General features: G+C 42.1%; 19 protein-coding genes. 11 read left to right on the forward strand and 8 right to left on the reverse strand.

Annotated features, from left to right (window positions below; translation table 11 throughout):
- Positions 1–5 precede the first annotated feature (5 nt).
- The 5 genes from OC23_RS19245 (at position 6) to OC23_RS01820 (ending at position 3,508) form a co-directional block, all read left to right on the forward strand.
- Positions 6–1,586 (forward strand): hypothetical protein, encoded by a 1,581-nt coding sequence (locus OC23_RS19245; protein ID WP_038342320.1) that lies wholly within the window; start codon positions 6–8, stop codon positions 1,584–1,586.
- Positions 1,586–2,302 carry a hypothetical protein gene (locus OC23_RS01805; protein WP_038342322.1) on the forward strand — a complete coding sequence of 239 codons (717 nt, stop codon included), beginning with the start codon at positions 1,586–1,588 and terminating at the stop codon, positions 2,300–2,302. Before OC23_RS19245 ends, OC23_RS01805 begins: the two co-directional genes overlap by 1 nt.
- 73 nt (positions 2,303–2,375) lie before the next feature.
- Entirely contained in the window at positions 2,376–2,657 is a 282-nt protein-coding gene (locus OC23_RS01810) for a holin (protein WP_038342325.1), read from the forward strand.
- Complete coding sequence (locus tag OC23_RS01815; protein ID WP_038342327.1) at positions 2,647–2,868, forward strand: hypothetical protein; 222 nt, start codon at positions 2,647–2,649, stop codon at positions 2,866–2,868. The genes OC23_RS01810 and OC23_RS01815 overlap by 11 nt, the downstream gene beginning before the upstream one ends.
- 58 nt (positions 2,869–2,926) lie before the next feature.
- Positions 2,927–3,508, forward strand: coding sequence for a glycoside hydrolase family 19 protein (locus OC23_RS01820; RefSeq protein WP_038342329.1), 582 nt, complete (start codon positions 2,927–2,929; stop codon positions 3,506–3,508).
- A gap of 299 nt (positions 3,509–3,807) precedes the next feature.
- Here OC23_RS01820 and OC23_RS18970 read toward each other — a convergent pair whose 3' ends face one another.
- The 4 genes from OC23_RS18970 to OC23_RS01835 are packed head-to-tail and all read right to left on the reverse strand — an operon-like array spanning position 3,808 to position 6,848.
- On the reverse strand, positions 3,808–3,987 hold the full coding sequence (locus OC23_RS18970; protein ID WP_152607785.1) for a hypothetical protein: 180 nt from the start codon (positions 3,985–3,987) through the stop codon (positions 3,808–3,810).
- Positions 3,988–4,008: 21 nt separating this feature from the next.
- Complete coding sequence (locus tag OC23_RS01825) at positions 4,009–4,227, reverse strand: hypothetical protein (RefSeq protein WP_038342331.1); 219 nt, start codon at positions 4,225–4,227, stop codon at positions 4,009–4,011.
- Positions 4,228–4,251: 24 nt separating this feature from the next.
- Positions 4,252–5,232, reverse strand: coding sequence for an HNH endonuclease (locus OC23_RS01830; RefSeq protein ID WP_038342334.1), 981 nt, complete (start codon positions 5,230–5,232; stop codon positions 4,252–4,254).
- 2 nt (positions 5,233–5,234) lie between these two features.
- A complete protein-coding gene (locus OC23_RS01835) occupies positions 5,235–6,848 on the reverse strand; it encodes a tyrosine-type recombinase/integrase (RefSeq protein WP_038342336.1) in 1,614 nt (537 codons plus the stop codon).
- 129 nt (positions 6,849–6,977) lie between these two features.
- Between OC23_RS01835 and dusB the strand changes: the two genes are divergently transcribed.
- Positions 6,978–7,997, forward strand: coding sequence for a tRNA dihydrouridine synthase DusB (gene dusB, locus OC23_RS01840; protein WP_038342601.1), 1,020 nt, complete (start codon positions 6,978–6,980; stop codon positions 7,995–7,997).
- A gap of 56 nt (positions 7,998–8,053) precedes the next feature.
- On the opposite strand, the gene oxyR is transcribed toward dusB, so the two are convergent.
- The 4 genes from oxyR to rubA all read right to left on the reverse strand — a co-directional run bounded on the left by oxyR (position 8,054) and on the right by rubA (position 11,422).
- Positions 8,054–8,959: a LysR family transcriptional regulator OxyR gene (gene oxyR / locus OC23_RS01845; protein ID WP_038342338.1), complete on the reverse strand. Its 906-nt coding sequence runs from the start codon at positions 8,957–8,959 to the stop codon at positions 8,054–8,056.
- Positions 8,960–8,965: 6 nt separating this feature from the next.
- Positions 8,966–9,910 (reverse strand): alpha/beta fold hydrolase, encoded by a 945-nt coding sequence (locus OC23_RS01850; protein ID WP_038342340.1) that lies wholly within the window; start codon positions 9,908–9,910, stop codon positions 8,966–8,968.
- Positions 9,911–9,992: 82 nt separating this feature from the next.
- Positions 9,993–11,174 carry a rubredoxin reductase RubB gene (gene rubB, locus OC23_RS01855; protein ID WP_038342341.1) on the reverse strand — a complete coding sequence of 394 codons (1,182 nt, stop codon included), beginning with the start codon at positions 11,172–11,174 and terminating at the stop codon, positions 9,993–9,995.
- Between the two features lie 83 nt (positions 11,175–11,257).
- Positions 11,258–11,422, reverse strand: a complete 165-nt coding sequence (gene rubA / locus OC23_RS01860; protein ID WP_004678010.1) for a rubredoxin RubA — start codon at positions 11,420–11,422, stop codon at positions 11,258–11,260.
- 348 nt (positions 11,423–11,770) lie between these two features.
- Between rubA and OC23_RS01865 the strand changes: the two genes are divergently transcribed.
- The 5 genes from OC23_RS01865 (at position 11,771) to cysN (ending at position 18,423) form a co-directional block, all read left to right on the forward strand.
- Complete coding sequence (locus OC23_RS01865; protein WP_038342344.1) at positions 11,771–12,214, forward strand: SRPBCC family protein; 444 nt, start codon at positions 11,771–11,773, stop codon at positions 12,212–12,214.
- 151 nt (positions 12,215–12,365) lie between these two features.
- Positions 12,366–13,892, forward strand: coding sequence for a lysine--tRNA ligase (gene lysS / locus OC23_RS01870; protein ID WP_038342345.1), 1,527 nt, complete (start codon positions 12,366–12,368; stop codon positions 13,890–13,892).
- 146 nt (positions 13,893–14,038) lie between these two features.
- The gene (locus OC23_RS01875; protein ID WP_038342347.1) at positions 14,039–15,496 is read left to right on the forward strand and encodes a capsule assembly Wzi family protein; all 1,458 of its coding nucleotides are present in this window, start codon (positions 14,039–14,041) and stop codon (positions 15,494–15,496) included.
- A gap of 321 nt (positions 15,497–15,817) precedes the next feature.
- A complete protein-coding gene (gene cysD / locus OC23_RS01880) occupies positions 15,818–16,726 on the forward strand; it encodes a sulfate adenylyltransferase subunit CysD (protein WP_004880687.1) in 909 nt (302 codons plus the stop codon).
- An 83-nt stretch (positions 16,727–16,809) separates the two neighbouring features.
- On the forward strand, positions 16,810–18,423 hold the full coding sequence (gene cysN, locus OC23_RS01885) for a sulfate adenylyltransferase subunit CysN (RefSeq protein ID WP_038342348.1): 1,614 nt from the start codon (positions 16,810–16,812) through the stop codon (positions 18,421–18,423).
- Positions 18,424–18,561: the final 138 nt, after the last annotated feature.

Here is an 18,561-nt window from a genome sequence, read left to right on the forward strand (position 1 = left end):
AAAGTATGGCAACAAATTGGAATGCGATTTTAAGTAACGCAAATAGCTTGGCTGACATTTTAATGATTTTAAGAAAAGTTCTAGGAAGTCTAGAATTTAAGGCTGATTTAACAACTATTGACGAAGCTATCGACGAAATTAATAACATTAAAAGTGATGTTAAAGATGAGATCGAATATTTCCAAAAAATTATTAAAGAATCCATTGAAAGTGGCCTATATGTTCCTTTTGCCAAGCAGACGGATTTGCTTGCTTATGTGCCGGATGCGGAGCCAGTTGTTGGGAAAGCATTTGATACATCTAAGGTATGGATCTGGGAGACACGTGCACCTGATACCACACCTAAATGGCATGACACTGGCCTAAGTGAGCTTGATCAAGCTATTAATCGCGTGCAGCAACAGTTACCCAATGCTGTATCCAATTCAAACAATATCATCACGATCACTGATGAAAATGGTATTCCTACCTGGCTTGCTGCAGATAGTAACGGTGGAATCCCATCATCCTCATTAAGTGCGATCCAGAAGGCCCAAGCTTTTGCTTCAAGCAAAACCCCCGGGCTTGTTTTTACTGATGAGAACGGGGTTCTTTATGATTTGCGGCTTAATCCGGATGGAACGTTTAGCGACCAGACCAAAGATGCTTTAGGTGGATCGACCAAGTTTTCAAAGAATGATTTTTATCTGGACAGTGATAATGTCCTAAAAAAATTGGAAGCAGTACGAGGTAAGGCTGCAATTTTTGGATCGTCGACAATGGGTTTGATGCAGCCGGTGATTGCGGCAATGCTACAGCAAAGTTTTGCATTCCAGGACATTTTACAGGGCGGCCGCAGTGGTGAACGTATTGAACAGATCGCGAACCGGTTCGGGGCCATCCCAGTAAAACTAAAATTTGCAAACGATAAAATCAATGCAAATGGTGCGACCAATGTATCCGTTAACTTTGATGGCCTGACAAATATGCCAACGGCCAGCTCAACACTGGCTACACCCGGTTACGTCCGTATAAACAACCAGAATATCCAAGGAACATTTTCATATAGTTCCTCGGATTCTTCATTCCGGTTCACACGGGCTACAGCTGGTGCAGAAATTGTTGCACTGGATGAGTATGAGTTTATAGCAGACTGGACCAGCTATTCAGATGCCGGCCTTATTATTATTAATGCAGGAAAGAATAACGTTGGTTATGGTGACGCGCATGGAACAGCGGAATATATTGCTGATGCAACACTCAGAATGTTCAAGCATATTCAGCCATTAGCGAAAAAAGTAGTCGTAGCTTCTCACTACGCAAATACGACATCAACTGATGCGTTATTGAAGATAGTGAATGATACCAATGAGTATTATCGCAAACAGTATGGTGGGTTGTACTTCGACATGAATGCATATCTGATGAGTGCTCAGGTCTGGGTAGATACTGCTATTACCCCCAATGCTGATGATCTACAAAAGCAAAGCGAAGGACGTTTACCGTTATCTCTAAGCCGAGATACTGGCGCACATTTAAATGACACGGCAAATACTGCAGTTGTGGCAAAACTTAAACAATTTATTTTAGAAAAAGGGTGGTTCTAATGGGCTTAATCATTTCAGCTAATGGCATTATTCAATCAAGTGCACCGCGTAATGTCGTATCGCAAATTACCGCAGATGTTCTGGCATTAATGGATGCCCGTTACTTTACTGCCGATCATGCCATTGGATCTACAATTAACCAGGTAACTGTACACGGCAACCAGAAAACTGATTATCGCTATTTACGCGCATCCACCAATACAAACAATCCAAATCCACCGAAACTGGATACAGATGTCAGTTTACGGTTTGATTTGACTAATAGTTTGCGAACCAATACTTATGAGGATATTGCCTCAGATTTTACATTTGTACATGTTGTTAAACTTGATGCTGCGAGTATCTCGGGGGTATTCTTCCGGATCGGTGATGCAACAGATGCAACAACAAGTAAAACACTTTATTTCAATGCGACTAATAAAACGGTATCACTTCGCCAGAATTTAACAATCATTGCAACCGATACCATTTCTTTGGATAAATACATCCCGATTATTGTTAGCTGTTCAGCCAATAAAACCAGCTTGCTCATCAATAATATGATTATCGATGGTCCAGCAATCAGCAATAAAAATCGATACTACCAGCTTATGTCGGCAGACGATCCGAATCGACCTGTTGGGAATCTAAAATACTTCAGTATGTATAAAGGAGCAGCCTCATACGACGAAATGTTTAAATTACAGCAAATTTTAAAACAGAATTTCAGTCTCTAATCACTGAAACAAACAGCTCAAAATAATTTTATAGCCCTGAAATAAGGGCTTTTTTCATTTCTGGAGACAGGAAATGCAAGAACAAGCAGCAAGCGCGGTTGAAGCTGCTACAAACACAATCGCAGCAACAGCACCAAAAGTATCTTATATGTCAGCGGGGGCATCTGTGGCAGCGTATGCAGCAAGCATTGATTGGGCGGTATGGTTCTCGGTCGTTATTGGTGTGATCTCATTTTTCACAACGTTGTACTTTAAACGCCGTGATGACAAGCGTGCACAAGAGATCCATGAATTGCGTAAGAAGCAATATGAACAAACGAAAGAACGGATAAAAGGGGATTGTGATGACAAGTGAACAGACCAGGGCTTATCTGGCCTTTGCACTCGTAGGGCTGATGTTTGTATTGGTGATTGCTTTATTTTTTGTGGATATGCCCCGGGAAAACAGCAACCTCATCAACACAGCCTTAGGTTTCATTGCCGGCGCAATGACAACGGCCTGCGGGTTCTATTTCGGTGGTTCGGAGCAGGAAAAGAAAAAAGATAAAGACAGTCCAAGTCAGTAATTATCATTTTATCAACATGACCGCCTTAGGGCGGTTTTTTTATGCGTAAGGAAAGGTAATGGGTATTCAAAATTTACAGAAAGCATTGGGCATTAATGACGATGGTATCGTTGGCCGTGGCACGCTGACAGCCTTATTCAAGAAACTAGGTGCACCCCATGCACGGGCAGAAGAATTGGCACTTGCTGCGAACGTACACATGCGTACATATCATATTTTAGATAATGATCTACGTCTGGCACATTTCATGGCCCAGCTGGCACATGAATCCGGCAACTTTCGTTATATGGAAGAGATTGCCAGTGGCAGAGCATACGAGGGGCGTAAGGATCTAGGCAACACTGAAAAAGGGGACGGTACGCGATACAAAGGCCGTGGACCGATCCAGTTAACTGGCCGGGCCAATTACCGTAAATATGGTCGAGCTCTCGGCATCGACTTTGAGAATAATCCAGAGATCGTGGCATTACCGAGCATAGGGTTACTGGTGGCATGCAAATACTGGGCAGATAATGGGCTGAATGAGCTGGCCGATAAGGATGATATCAACCTCATTACACGCCGTATTAATGGCGGTTACAATGGTCTGGATGATCGTAAAACAAAGTTAAGCACGATGAAAAATATGTTGGGAAAGTAACCCGGCATTACTGCAGGCGTTCGCCAGTATCCATTGCACTAAGTCTTGCAGTATTGATACTTTTGCCAGGATGCACGGCGCATACGATCAACAATAATATTCAGGTAGGAATATGTGTAAAAGCGCTTTGATATTATTGTTTGATTGGCATTATCTTCCAAAAGAAAATTTTGGCCACAAGATCTGCAGCTGAGATCTGGGCGAACGGTCGACAACTTAACTTATTGAAAAATATATAAACCAAAAAAAATGCCAATTTTTATGGATTGGCATTTTATTACATTGAAAGAGATTCTACTTTAACCAGTTATAGGACTGGACATGCAAAGTATTGTATAGAGCATAGGATTAGCAATATCCCATTTATACTTGGCATTTGACAATGCTTCAGCCTTGCAGGATGCTAAAAATATCCCACTTTTAAAAACCTCTAAATTTTGATCACCACTATTATAAAAACAAACTTGATATCTTTCCATTTCCAGATCCCTCTTAAGCAGTTAATCTACAGTTCCCACAATTGGTATTAGTTGGGGGCCAGCCAATCTAGCCTTTCCAATTATTTCAACCAGCTCATCATAAGTTAATTCAAACTTATCTTCACTATCAAAAATATATACCATATTTTTGCCTTCAAGTTCCGGCGGGCTTTCAGGTACAAATCGTTTTGGAATAAGTATCTGTGCAAGCTGTTCATTTGTTAATTTAAATAAATGCATGGGAGTTATCCTATCTTAGGGAGATCAGACCATTAAATAAAGATCCCTTTCTGTATATATTTTGCGTTCTCCAGTCCGGCTGTCAGAAGAAAAAATAATAAATATACTTGAAAAGGAAGTTGGAAATTTAAAGTTAAACCAAAAATTTATAATTCTGACAGAGCAGCAGTCTTTTGTATAAATTACTAATGTTTTATTTTTAGAAAAAATACTATCCAATTCGCTAATGTTTCTAATCTTCATAAAGGGGTTTTGTAATAATGTTTTTTTAAAAATATATTCTAAATTATCATTTGTATAATTAATGCTGGAATCTAAGGAACAATAAAATAGAGAATTTCTATATATATCAAACTCTTTATTAAATATCATATTTCCAGAGTAATAAGCTAAAAACTCATAAGCAATTTTTACCGCCAATAATGCCACCATATTGAAGTTAAATGTTATGGTTCCTTCAATTTTAGGCTGCTCTATTGTTCTAGTATTTTCTTTTGCTAAATAGGGGATGTTTTTTAGTTGTTCTTCTAATTTATTTTTATTAATTTTGCGACCCTCTTTGGCAGCTAATCTTGATATAGATTTAAATAATTCATTTTTAATTATATTTATATCTTTAACGTCTGCTGAAACTTTAAATCCATATCCACCATTTTCATGTTTATAAACTTCATATTCTGGGATTTGATAAGTTGAGAAATCATTGTTGAATCTAACAGTTCCATCGGCATGCGTATAAGTACCAGCTAGAGGGTTTATTAACTTACCTTTCTTACCTTTAATTCCATTGAAGTAGCTATAAGCCTTGAATAAAAAATTATTTGAAAGAGGGCCTTCAACTTTTACACCAAGTCTGCTATTACAGGCTTTACAAACATTTTTTAAAATTAACTTTCCACCAAGAAATTCAGGAACTATATGTTCTTCTGTTAATTCTGAGTTTTCATCAAGATTATTGGGTATATTTAAGCAAATAATACATTTATCAAACTGTATTGTGTCCATATTTATACATCTTTCTCTATGTGATAGTGATCTTCAAAATAGTAGTCATTAGAAATATCTAACCATGCAGTAAGTTCTTGATCAAACTCTAAAACACGGTTCTTAAACAACCGAATCACACGGTTATTTTTAAAACCAAAGTGTGAGGCTTCATTTGGTAATTGAGACCAATCTACAGTGCCATTTTCAGCGAACCAGTCTTCCCAGGCTATTTGAATCTCTTTGATATAAAATTCCTGTTTTACTTTATTCCAAGCAAATGGATGTTCAGTCTGCATTTTAGTTACATGCTTACGGATGAAGTATTTATTTTGTTTGTGCTCATCAATGAATGCCTGAATTTGCCCCTCAAGGAAAGGGTAAGGCACCGTTATAGTATCATCCCTTGCAACTTCAAAAGCTTCAAAAGCATCCATTTCAGAATACGACCGTTGTGTTTTATTCCATTCTTTATAATGATTTTTGTAGGTAGCCTCAGCTACACTCATTGCTTCGGCAAAGTCTAACCTGTGTTCACCACGTTTTTTTAAGTTCACGTAACGTTTTAATGTATTCCAGGATTCATGCAGTGTGATTGTCTGCAGCTGGGGAATCGTAAAACCTTCTTCAGCGTAGCGGGTTGCTGCCTCATGTCTTAAGTCATGGAATCGCAGATCTTCAATATGTAATTGATTACATGCCCGGGTAAAATATGCTGAAACAGTTTTAGAATTTACAGGGACCAACAACTGATCACTGTATCCAAGCTCAAGTACACGTTCACGGACTTCCTTTTCCATTAATTTATTTGTAAGCATGATGGTCTTGGGTTCCATGTGAAAGTATTTATGATTACCTTCAGATCCATCCGGGTGCTTTGCATCTCGAACCAACCATTGAGTGTTATGCCGATCATAATCCGGTAACCGCAAAGAGCAAATTTCATCTTCCCGCCGACCAGAATAGATGGCATACCACATAATTAAATGCATCGGCACTGAACGTTTCTTTCGCATCCATTTTGAATAGAATAGTGTTGTGAGCGCTTGGAGCTCGTCAGAGGTGGGTAGACGATCCCGAAGTTTACTTTTAGTCACGATACGGGCCTTACGCAGGCCTGTTAATGATTTATCAAATTCATCAATAACATGTTCAATATTTTTGCCCCAAACAAATTGAGCATGAACCAGTACCGCTTTAATGTGGCTCAACTCTTTAAGTACAGTTGATGGGGCGACACCTTCAGTCCCTAAAATAGGATTACCTTTACGTCGACCAATTGCAAAATCAGAAAAATCCTGACGGGTTAGGGAATAGATATTTTTCTCGGATAGCTCTACACTAGCGATCCGTTTTAAAGCGCCTGTTTTTGTTCTGGCGAAGCTATCAGCTTCATCTAAATATGCAGTGATGAATTCAGCCAATGTTGCCTGTTTTAATTCTTCAGCAGGATTCAGCATTTTTTCTGGATTTATTTCGATCTCGGCCTCAGTTCTTCTAATCCATTCGTCAGCTAATGATTTTTTACTGAAAGTCTTTGATGCATTGTAAACAGGGTATCCTTCACGCTTAACACGGACTTGTGCACGGTAGCGAGTTGTGCCATCTGCTTGTGTACGTTTTGTGACTGTTCCCATTAATTTGCACCACGAAAATTTTAAGGTGCAAATAGGGTGCAACTAAAGTACATGTAAAGTCAAGAATACGCGACTAAACGAGAGTAAACGAGGTTTAAGAAATTGAGGCAAAACAAGACAATTAAAGAATTGTTTGATAAATCAATAGATAAGAAACTTTGGGTCGCGCCTATGGCCGGCGTTACAGATAGGCCCTTCCGGACACTCTGTAAATACTTTGGTGCAGGGCATGCGGTCAGTGAAATGATGACCGCAGACAAGACCCTGCGCATGAGCAAGAAGAGCCTTTACCGGGCCAATTTTGATGGCGAGCTTGCGCCAATCTCTGCACAAATTGCCGGTTCTGATCCTGAGCAACTGGCTGAAGCCGCGCGTTATCAGGTGGCAAATGGGGCGCAAATTGTCGATATCAATATGGGGTGTCCAGCCAAAAAAGTCTGTAATAAGCTGGCAGGTTCTGCTTTGTTGCAAGATGAAGATCTGGTTGCCCGTATTCTGGATACCGTGGTTGCAGCCGTTGACGTGCCGGTAACCTTGAAAACCCGGCTAGGTTTTTTAAATGGTCATGAAAATATTTTACGGGTGGCTAAACGTGCTGAAGAAGCGGGGATTGCTGCTTTGGCCCTGCATGGCCGTACCCGTGAAGATATGTATCTAAATACGGCACGTTATGAGCTGATCAGGCAGGTAAAAGAACTGATTGATATTCCATTGATTGCCAATGGTGATATTGATAGTCCTGAAAAAGCCAAATATGTGCTGGATTATACCGGTGCAGATGCCATCATGATTGGGCGTGCTGCTCAGGGCAGACCCTGGATCTTTCGGGAAATTGCCCATTACCTCAAAACCGGTGAGTATCTGGCTGCACCAGACATTGCAGAAGTCAAAGCAGTGTTATTAGGCCATCTGGCTGAACTGTATGCATTTTATGGTGAATATTCGGGTTGCCGTATCGCGCGTAAGCATATTGCCTGGTACACCAAAGGATTGCGCTCAAGTAACGAGTTTCGCCAGAACATGTACAAAGTGGAAAATACCGCTGATCAGGCCAAGGTGGTTGAAAGCTATTTTGATCAATTACTGGCTCAAGGGCAGCGCATGAGTGATGTGCAGGTTGAGCAGGTCAATTTACTGGATATCAAATAATTATTCTTGTTGATATAAAAAAGCCTGTAATTGAAATTACAGGCTTTTTTATTGGATTATTCCAAGTGAGCTGTGATTTTTTGCAGGATTTGCAAAATCACATCAAATTCACTTTGTAATGGCGTACTTTTACGGGTCACTAAAGCCAACGTGCGGCTTGGTGCAGCGTCAATCGACTTCACCTCAATATCTTCATTAAAGTGAATCATACTGTTTTTGAGAGCAATCTCTGGTAACAGGGTAAAGCCCAGATCTGATGACACCATTTCCACCAGTGTTGGTAGAGAGCTGGCTTTTAAACGATGGTCGTTTTTACGCTCACCGACCGGGCAGGCACTTAACGCATGATCACGTAAGCAGTGTCCTTCCTCAAGCAGCATCAGGCGAGATAAATCCAGATCATCAAGAGAGTTGGCATTTGCTGCATTGGTATCTTTTTTGTTGTACACCAGGAACAAATGTTCTTTTGCAATTTCGGCAACTTTCAGGCTACGCGTATCGAAGGGCAGTGCCAGTACAATCATATCCAGATTGCCGTGCTCCAGTTTTTCTACAATTTTCTCACTTTGCGCTTCATGTAGGTGTAACTGAATTTTCGGTAACTGTTGATGAACTTCTTCCAGCAACTGCGTCAGGATAAATGGCGCAATGGTTGGAATAATGCCGAGATGTAAATCACCGGTAAGCGGTTCACTCATTTCACGGCTTAAGCGCATCAGATCCTGGGCATCGGCAAGTAATACGCGGGCACGCGCCACCACCTGTTCACCCAAAGGTGTTAAACGGACGTTTTGACGATCACGCTCAACTAAGACGCCACCTAATAAGCGCTCTAGTTCCATGATGCCACCCGACAGTGTTGACTGGGTAACAAAGGAACGACGCGCTGCTTCAGTAAAATGTAGGGTTTCTGACAACGTAACTAAATATGATAGCTGTCTTAATGAGGGTAATGCAGCCATAGAGTCCTAGTGTGATGTTCTAAAGTGGTGAGCAAATAAACCACTAAGTTGTGGAATGAAATGTGCAGGAATATCATGCCCCATTCCTTGGATTAATTCAAACTTAGCACCAGAAATTGCTTTTGCAACAGCTTTCCCGTGACTTGGTGGTAACAGGCGATCTTTTGATCCGTGAACCACCAGCGTCGGCTGAGTCATCTTCTTGTTCAGTGGTAACAAAGAACCCGTACATAATATTGCTAAAAACTGTTGAAGTACACCCGCTGGATAAAAACTACGACGATATAATTTACGGATGGTTTGAATTGATTCAACCGGATTGACATAACCTGGTGAGCCGATAATGCGGAAAACATTCAGGCTATGGTTAATAATGGTTTCTTCATCATGGGCAGCCGGTTTGCCAAGCAGGCTAAATAACTGTTTCGGATAGGGTGGCGGTAAAAATGGCTGGTTGTTGCTGGTAAACAATAAACCGACTTTGTCTACCTTTTCCGGATACTTGGCAGCTACAATCTGGGAAATCATGCCACCCATTGAGGCGCCGAGAATACAGGTTTTTTCTATGCCGAGCTGATCCATCAGCATGGCGACATCATCGGCCATATCATATAGCGTGTAAGGAGCGCCCTCATTCCCGAGACCAAACATGAAGCGGCTCATCAGTTTCATGGTATTGAGCCGTTTGCCCTTATTACGGATTTTGGACGATAAGCCGATATCACGGTTATCAAAGCGGATCACCCGGAAGCCCTGATCAATCAGTGCCTTACAGAAAAAGTCAGGCCAGAATAACATTTGTGCGCCTAGTCCCATGATCAGTAAAATCGTTGGATGTTCAGGGTTACCGCCAATTTCAACATGCAATTCAATGCCATTGCCCAAAGAGACTTTGGTTTCTTGCATAAAGGAAGCATAAGGCGACACATTAAACTGGAGGGCACTGTTCATGATCTTCGTTCCGAATTGAATTCTTTTTATACCTGTGGGGCTGGCCGGACATACCTTTTCCGGCTAGCCCCGTATTTAAACCCTAAACCTGTGCAGGAATCAAGTCTGGTACCAGTTTGGTCAAGGTGAGACGTTGTTTGCCCGCCGTTGCGCCTAACAGGACAAATCCCCTGAGTGTGCCTTCACCATCGGCTGCTTTGGCAAGCATGCCATCTTCAAATTCTTCAGTTTCCCAGTTTACCTCCACATCAAGCGGGGCGGGTAACACGGTCAAAGGGGCTGCAGGCGTCTTGACTGCAACCGGCATGGCCGGATAGTGAACTGTAGTATTCTGACCGCTAAGTGTTTTGGCTAAGGCGCGTGCCTGCTGCATGATTGGCATGACGAAGGGAAGCAGGGTGCCATTTACTTCTGCACAGTCGCCCACCGCATAAATATCGGCCTGGCTGGTTTCAAGCAGGGTATTGGTAATGATACCGCGGCTGGTCTGGATATTGGCTGCTTTGGCCAACTCGATATTTGGCTGTAATCCGATCGCTGAAAGGACAATATCTGCAACTAATGTCTGGCCATTGGCCAAGGTGACTGCGTAGTCTTCGCCATCATTAATTTTGGTCACTTTCTCAACCGTGGTAGAGAGAGCAAACTTGATGCCGGCCTGTTCCAGGTTGGTTCTGAATGCATCTGCGACATGGTTCGGGAGTAAGCGGCCCAAAGGTTGTGGCGCAAGGTCAATCACTGTCACTTCATAGTCGCTATGGCGTAAGTCATTGGCAAATTCACAGCCAATCAGGCCGGCACCCAGAATCACCACACGCTTATCTTTACGTTTTGCCAGATTGTCACGGAAAGCACGATAATCAATCAGTGAATTCACCACATGAATATCGTCGCTACCATCACCGGCAATGGCCAAACGGATCGGGTTTGCACCCACGGCCAGCACCAGCTTTGAATAAGGCTGGGTCGAGGTTTCACCATTTTTTTCTAAAATAATTTCATGCTTGTCGGCGTGAATTTCCTTAACCCAGGTTTCCGCCTCAATCCGCATATTCAGTTGGGTGGCCATTTTGGTTGCATCACCGAGCGCGATCTGTTCCGGTGCTTTTTTTCCGGCAAAGGCATTGGATAAAGTTGGTTTTGCATAATTTACCGCATCATCTGCACAGATCATGACCAGCTCTTGCTCTGGGCTTAATTTACGAAACTCTCGTGCAACGGTATAACCCGCCATACCCGATCCGATGATGACGATAGGATGCATTCTATTCTCCAGTATTTTCTTATTTAAAAACAAACAATAGTAAAAAAAAGACCATGATGCCCATAGTCTTTTTTCTTTAATCTTTAGATTTCAACCATTTCAAAATCAGCTTTTGAAACGCCGCAATCTGGACAGGTCCAGTCATCAGGAATATCTTCCCATTTGGTTCCTGCTGCAATGCCGTCTTGTGGCCAGCCTTCTGCTTCGTCGTAAATCCAACCACAAACGATACATTGATATTTTTTCATATGACTCTCCAAACTGATCGGTATGTTCAAGTTGCCTTTCAGTAAAACTATTCCGTAATGTCGCTATGATCGCTGCAAAAGGAACTAACTTATGTTAATCGGGAATTAGATTTTTACGCAGAACGACATTTAAGTAAAGTAAATGCAAGAGTTTAATGATTTATTCAAAAAGTGATATGGCAATTCTATCTGAAAGTCTTGTTATTTGAGCAATTGCTCTAAAATTCTATACCGGGAAACGGATCAACAGGATGAAAAAAACGAAACGTATAAAAATGGTACGTGCAAAAAACAAACAGTCAGAATCACGTTATGATGATGAAAACAATGATAGAAGGAGAATAACGTATGGAAACCTTGTCTTATAATATAAAAATTTATGCGACCCCTGAAAAAGTCTGGCAGGTGCTTTGGTCGCCTGAAAGTTATCCTGAATGGACCAAATACTTTGCCTGTGATTCCACCATGCAAACAGACTGGAAAGTGGGTGGAAGAACTTATTTTGGTGATGGCAAGGGCAACGGCATGATCTCTACCATTGAAAGTGTTGAAAAACCCAAAGAAGTCGTGTTTAAGCATCTTGGCATGCTCCAGAATGGCAAGGAAGATCTGGAAAGTGAAGAGGTCAAGGCCTGGGCGGGTGCTTTGGAAAAATATATGCTGTTCGACTTTAATGGTGAAACCCAGTTACATGTCGAAGTGGATATTCAGCCTGAGCATGCAGAGTTTATCAATAAGGGATTTGATCAGGGACTCGCCATGGTCAAACATCTGGCAGAAAAAGAAGGCTGATCTGGCTGGTTGAACAGGGCAAATGCTTGTGTCATCTGTATTCAAAATTGATAAATCTTGATTTTTTTGAATTGTCTGGATGAAATAATACGAAAATGGGTTGTGATCTGCTATTCTATGTCACTTCATTTTTTACTTAATCGAGGCAGAGATGACGCAACAAAACGCTCAATCGACTTCTGAACAAACACTTTCCGAAAACGATTTAATCGCACAGCGTCATGCCAAGTTAAAGCAAATCCAGGAGACTGCAAAACAAACGGGTAAGAGCCCGTGGCCAAACACGTTTAAACGTGAGCATTATACAGCGGATTTGCAAGAACAATTTAAAGATCAAGATAAAGCACAAATCGAAGCTGCTGAAAAAGTTTATGTCAAGGTGGCAGGCCGTGTGATGCTTAACCGTGGATCATTTATCGTGATTCAGGACATGACAGGCCGTATCCAGCTGTATGTTGACCGTAAAGGTTTGGCAGCAGATGTTTTAGAAACCATCAAGAGTCTTGACCTTGGCGATATCATTGCTGCTGAAGGTTATATCGGACGTTCTGGTAAAGGCGACTTATATGTGCACCTTGAAGGCTTTGAGTTATTAACCAAATCCCTGCGTCCGCTTCCAGACAAATTCCATGGTTTAACCGATACCGAAGCGAAATACCGTAAGCGTTATCTAGATCTGATCGTTAACGAAGAAACCCGTAAGACCTTTGAAATCCGTGCCAAAGTGGTTGCGGGTATTCGTGCATTCTTGACCAATGAACGTTTCATGGAAGTTGAAACGCCAATGATGCATGTGATTCCGGGTGGTGCATCTGCAAAACCATTCGTAACGCATCACAATGCACTGGATATGGAGCTTTACCTTCGTATCGCGCCAGAGCTGTATTTAAAACGTCTGGTCGTCGGTGGTTTTGAGCGCGTATTTGAAATTAACCGTAACTTCCGTAATGAAGGGGTTTCAACACGTCATAACCCGGAATTCACCATGATTGAGTTCTATCAGGCTTATGCGGACTATAAAGACCTGATGGTATTGACTGAGAACATGCTTGAAAAGCTGGCAGTTGATATTTTAGGTACAACTGATGTGCCGTATGGTGATGAAGTGTATAGCTTCAAAGGCCCATTCAAGAAAATCTCAATGTTTGATGCGATTCTGGAACATAATCCGGACTTCACCCCTGAAAATGTCAATGATCGTGAGTTCCTGGCGAAATTCACGCAAGAGGTGTTAAAAGAGCAGGTAAAACCTGGTTTCGGTTTGGGCAAGTTGCAAACCATCGTGTTTGAAGAAACCGTAGAAACCAAGTTGCGTCAGCCAACATTCATTACTGAATATCCGGCTGAAACTTCACCACTGGCGCGCCGTAATGATGACAATCCTCACATTACCGACCGTTTCGAGTTCTTTATCGGTGGACGTGAGTTAGCCAATGGCTTCTCCGAGTTAAATGACCCGATTGATCAGGCTGAGCGTTTTCAGGCACAGGTTGCCGAGAAAGATGCCGGTGATGATGAAGCCATGCACTATGACGCAGACTTTATTGAAGCACTGGAATATGGTCTGCCTCCGACCGCAGGTCAGGGTATTGGTATTGACCGTCTGGTGATGTTGTTTGCCAATGCTCCAAGTATCCGTGATGTGCTGTTATTCCCGCACATGCGCCGTAAAGACTAATTGTCTTTTTTCTGAAAAAAGCCACTATAAAAGTGGCTTTTTTTATTTTAAGGCTTAAAAAATGATAATTGTTGCATTTGATGATTGAAAATGCAGAGTAAAAAAACGATCATGTGCACATAAATAAATTTGAGAACAGTTTAGAGATGTTTCTAAAAAAATCGCTTTATGTCGCATTATTTGCTTCTCTTTCTTCTGCAGCTTTTGCACAAGGCTTACTTTTAAATGATGCTAATTTACGTACCGATCTTAACTGGCTGAATCAGCAAGGCGTCATTCAGATCAGTACTTCTACCTGGCCATTGAGTGGTGATGAGGTTAAACGTGCATTGTCTCAAGCAAAAGTGAGTAATAATGCCCAGCAGAAAGTCATCAATTCTGTGATGAATGCATTACAGGCAGATAATGAAACAGTGAAAGTGGGTTTACATGCTGGAACTGATTTAAAAACTGTGCCACAAACCTTTGGTGACAATCAGAAATCTCAATATCAAATTGCTGCTGAATTTAATGCTGGTGGTGAGAACTGGGATGCCAAGCTTCGGGTCAACGGGGAGAAAGACCCATTGGTTGATAATGGACATGATGTCAATGTAGAAGGTTCTTATCTTGCAGGCAAACTCTGGAATCAATGGGTGATTGCAGGCCAGATCCCCACCTATTGGGGGCCTGGACATGATGGCAGCCTGATTCGCGGTGATGCAAGCCGTCCTGTATATGGCGTGACCATGCAACGTGCAGCGCAAGATGCTTTTGAAAGCAAATGGTTATCATGGATTGGCCCTTGGCAATATCAGGTTTTTGCAGGTCAGCTCGATGATTATGAAGCAGTACCAAATACAAAATTGATAGGATTACGTTTGACGGCCCAGCCTTTGCCTTATCTTGAGCTTGGTGCTTCGCGTGCCATCCAGATTGGTGGTAAAGGCCAACCTAACAGTTTTAAGGCGTACTGGAATGCCGTAATTGGCCGTGACAATGGCTGTGATGATAGTGGTTGTGTCGGCGAAAAAAATGCTTCCAACCAAATAGCCGGTTTTGATGGACGTTTATTATTACAACCTTTAATCAATGTTCCTGTGAGCCTCTATACCCAGTTTGTCGGTGAAGATGAAGCAGGCGGATTGCCAGCAAAATATCTGTATTTGGCTGGTGCCGATTTTTCTTCAATATATAAGAATATGCCTTATCAGCTCTATGCAGAATGGGCAGATACCCGTACCAATGGTGATGTAAAAGGTATTTCTTATAGCCACCATCAATATACGGACGGTTATTATCAGCACGGTTTTTCATTAGGTCACTCGATTGGCGGGGATAGCCAGATGTACTCGGTAGGGGGTGACATTCGCTTTGACAGCATGAACCGCTTAAATGGTCGTGCGATTTATGCGAAGCTGAACCAGTCTAACCTGGCGATCAATGCTGCTTTTCCAAAAGAAGATACGGTCAAAGGACTGGATTTGACTTGGACTCATTATCTAAAACCAACGATCCCGTTGAAAGTCAATGGCTGGGTCAGCGATTCAGATCGCGATGGGCGTGATGGTGGTGTTTCGGTTGGAGTCGAGCTTCCTTTAGAAACCAAAATGTTCCGCTTCTAAAAAAAGCTGAGCTGTGAAAAGAAGCCCGGATGGGCTTCTTTTTTTTATTTATTCATGTGAAAAAGATCATGTTGTTATTCACAAATCTTCTTTTCATATCATAATTTTGCATATTGATATGAAAAAACAAGCTAAAGAACTGCATCTAAATTATTATAATGAATATCCTTTACTCGATCGTGAAAGTAACACGAGTAAGAATCTCGATATCATGAAAAATTGGAGTTGTTATGGCACTCGTTCCTCCACACAGTCTTCAAAGTGGTGGTTTGAAACCACTTATAGATTTTATGGATAGCATGGATAAGGGGGAAATTGTACATGACTGAAAATCGCTTAACGCACCTCAAGCAACTTGAGGCAGAAAGTATTCATATTATTCGTGAAGTTGCAGCTGAGTTTGAAAACCCTGTAATGCTTTATTCAATTGGGAAAGACTCTGCGGTAATGCTGCATCTGGCATTAAAGGCATTCTATCCGGCGAAACTTCCATTCCCGCTCCTGCATGTTGATACGGGCTGGAAATTTAAAGACATGATTGCGTTTCGTGACAACATGGCGAAAACACATGGCTTCGATCTGATCGTGCATCAAAATGTAGAGGGCCGTGAGGCCGGGATTAATCCGTTTGATCACGGTAGTTCAAAGTATACCGATATCATGAAAACCCAAGGGTTAAAACAGGCCTTGGATAAATACCAGTTTGATGCCGCTTTTGGTGGTGCGCGCCGTGATGAAGAAAAATCACGTGCCAAGGAGCGTGTCTATTCGTTCCGTGATAGTAAGCACCGTTGGGATCCTAAAAACCAGCGTCCAGAACTTTGGAACCTTTACAACGGTAAAGTGAACAAAGGCGAAAGTATTCGTGTCTTCCCGTTATCGAACTGGACCGAACTGGATATCTGGCAATATATCTATCTGGAAAATATCCAGATTGTGCCGCTATATTTCTCTGCGGTTCGACCTGTGGTTGAACGCAGTGGTACGTTGATCATGGTGGATGATGAACGTATGCGCTTAAAAGAAGGTGAAGTTCCACAAATGAAATCGGTACGTTTCCGTACGCTGGGCTGTTATCCGTTAACAGGTGCAGTGGAGTCTGAAGCAGATACCTTGCCTGAAATTATTCAGGAAATGCTTTTGGCAACCAGTTCTGAGCGTCAGGGCCGTATGATCGACCATGATGAAGCGGGCTCGATGGAAAAGAAAAAGCAAGAAGGTTATTTCTAATTTCCTTAAGCAAATCCCTCTTTTGAAAGAGGGATTTAGGGAGATGAAAAGCGATTTCTAAAGAATATGTGGAGTTTTGAGCAATGTCTCATCAATCAGATCTTATTAGCCAGGATATCCTGGGATATTTAAAACAACATGAACAAAAAGACTTATTGCGCTTTTTGACTTGCGGTAACGTCGATGATGGTAAAAGTACCTTAATTGGCCGTTTACTTTACGATTCAAAACTGATTTATGAAGATCAGTTGCAAGCCGTTACCCGTGACAGTAAGAAAGTCGGTACCACAGGTGATGCACCTGACCTTGCTTTGCTGGTCGATGGTCTACAGGCCGAGCGTGAGCAGGGGATTACCATTGATGTGGCCTATCGCTATTTCTCGACAGAAAAGCGTAAGTTCATCATTGCCGATACACCTGGACATGAACAATACACCCGTAATATGGCGACAGGTGCTTCCACTGCCGATCTTGCGATTATCCTGATTGATGCGCGTTATGGTGTGCAAACCCAAACCCGCCGTCATTCATTTATTGCCAGCTTGCTCGGGATTAAAAATATCGTTGTTGCGATCAACAAAATGGATCTGGTTGAGTACTCGGAAGCGCGTTTCAACGAAATTCAGGTTGAATATGATGCGTTTGTCAGCCAGCTTGGAGACCGACGTCCTGAAAACATCCTGTTCGTGCCAATCTCGGCATTGAACGGTGATAACGTGGTAAACCCGTCTGCAAGTACGCCATGGTACAAGGGTGAAACCTTGATGAGCATTCTTGAATCGGTAGAAATCAAACGTGAATCAAATAAACATGAATTCCGTTTCCCGGTGCAGTACGTAAACCGTCCAAATCTCGACTTCCGTGGTTTTGCCGGAACGATTGCATTAGGTGCAATCAGTGTGGGTGATGAGATTGTTGCATTGCCATCAGGCAAGAAATCAACGGTAAAAGAAATTGTCACCTTTGATGGCAATCTGGAACAGGCTGTTGCCGGTCAGGCGGTTACTTTAACCTTAAACGATGAAATTGATATTTCTCGTGGTAACATTTTAGTCCGTGCGGGCGAGCAGCCTTTGATTTCACGTAGTGTACGTGCCTCAGTGGTCTGGATGAATGAACATCCACTGGTGAAAGGCAAGCTGTACAACGTCAAAATTGGCACTCAGACCGTTCCAGCTAAAGTTACAGCGATTAACTTCCGTGTCAATGTCAATACCTTGGAACATACGCAAGTTGAAGAACTTGAGCTGAATGCCATTGCAGATGTTGTGGTTGAGTTTGATGCGCCCGTGGTCTTTGACCAATATCAAGACAGCCGTTACACAGGTTCATTCATCTTTATTGACCGTTTAAGCAACGTCACGGTTGGTGCAGGTATGGTTGAAGCGGCAGTTGAATGGACGGCTCATAGTAATCCTGTGACTGCAGAAGATCGTGCTGCCCGTTTAGGTCAAAAGCCTGCGGTGATTGGTGTGTCTGCATCGTTGATTGAGAAAGCTCAAGCTTTAGAGAGTCTATTGATTCAGCAAGGTGTGGTTGCGATTGCGAAAGCCAATTTAACAGCTGAGCAAATTGCATTGTTACGTGAAACAGGCGTGGTGGTGATTACGACCACTGTTGAAGGCACGGATACTGAAATCACGGCTGACACAATTGAAGAAGCGGCTGAGAAAGTGGTGGAGTTGGTTCGCCTTTAATAGATTGAATTGATTTAAAAAAACCCGCGTAAGCGGGTTTTTTTATGCTGACAGGTTTAATCGCATAATAATAAAGCATTTAAAATATATGTGATATTTCACATAAAATATTTCACTATACAATGCCTCCCTTAGAGA

The organism is Acinetobacter sp. A47 (assembly GCF_000805455.1).
Classification (GTDB): Bacteria; Pseudomonadota; Gammaproteobacteria; order Pseudomonadales; family Moraxellaceae; genus Acinetobacter.

Bases quoted from the DNA above. Each gene is read 5' to 3' on its own strand.
- OC23_RS19245 (WP_038342320.1), top strand. From the start codon at position 6: ATGGCAACAAATTGGAATGCGATTTTAAGTAACGCAAATAGCTTGGCT.
- OC23_RS01825 (WP_038342331.1), bottom strand. From the start codon at position 4,227: ATGCATTTATTTAAATTAACAAATGAACAGCTTGCACAGATACTTATT.
- OC23_RS01815 (WP_038342327.1), top strand. From the start codon at position 2,647: ATGACAAGTGAACAGACCAGGGCTTATCTGGCCTTTGCACTCGTAGGG.
- oxyR (WP_038342338.1), bottom strand. From the start codon at position 8,959: ATGGCTGCATTACCCTCATTAAGACAGCTATCATATTTAGTTACGTTG.
- cysD (WP_004880687.1), top strand. From the start codon at position 15,818: ATGACTGAAAATCGCTTAACGCACCTCAAGCAACTTGAGGCAGAAAGT.
- OC23_RS01805 (WP_038342322.1), top strand. From the start codon at position 1,586: ATGGGCTTAATCATTTCAGCTAATGGCATTATTCAATCAAGTGCACCG.
- OC23_RS01875 (WP_038342347.1), top strand. From the start codon at position 14,039: ATGTTTCTAAAAAAATCGCTTTATGTCGCATTATTTGCTTCTCTTTCT.
- lysS (WP_038342345.1), top strand. From the start codon at position 12,366: ATGACGCAACAAAACGCTCAATCGACTTCTGAACAAACACTTTCCGAA.
- rubA (WP_004678010.1), bottom strand. From the start codon at position 11,422: ATGAAAAAATATCAATGTATCGTTTGTGGTTGGATTTACGACGAAGCA.
- OC23_RS18970 (WP_152607785.1), bottom strand. From the start codon at position 3,987: ATGGAAAGATATCAAGTTTGTTTTTATAATAGTGGTGATCAAAATTTA.
- OC23_RS01830 (WP_038342334.1), bottom strand. From the start codon at position 5,232: ATGGACACAATACAGTTTGATAAATGTATTATTTGCTTAAATATACCC.
- OC23_RS01810 (WP_038342325.1), top strand. From the start codon at position 2,376: ATGCAAGAACAAGCAGCAAGCGCGGTTGAAGCTGCTACAAACACAATC.
- OC23_RS01820 (WP_038342329.1), top strand. From the start codon at position 2,927: ATGGGTATTCAAAATTTACAGAAAGCATTGGGCATTAATGACGATGGT.
- OC23_RS01835 (WP_038342336.1), bottom strand. From the start codon at position 6,848: ATGGGAACAGTCACAAAACGTACACAAGCAGATGGCACAACTCGCTAC.
- OC23_RS01865 (WP_038342344.1), top strand. From the start codon at position 11,771: ATGGAAACCTTGTCTTATAATATAAAAATTTATGCGACCCCTGAAAAA.
- OC23_RS01850 (WP_038342340.1), bottom strand. From the start codon at position 9,910: ATGAACAGTGCCCTCCAGTTTAATGTGTCGCCTTATGCTTCCTTTATG.
- cysN (WP_038342348.1), top strand. From the start codon at position 16,810: ATGTCTCATCAATCAGATCTTATTAGCCAGGATATCCTGGGATATTTA.
- rubB (WP_038342341.1), bottom strand. From the start codon at position 11,174: ATGCATCCTATCGTCATCATCGGATCGGGTATGGCGGGTTATACCGTT.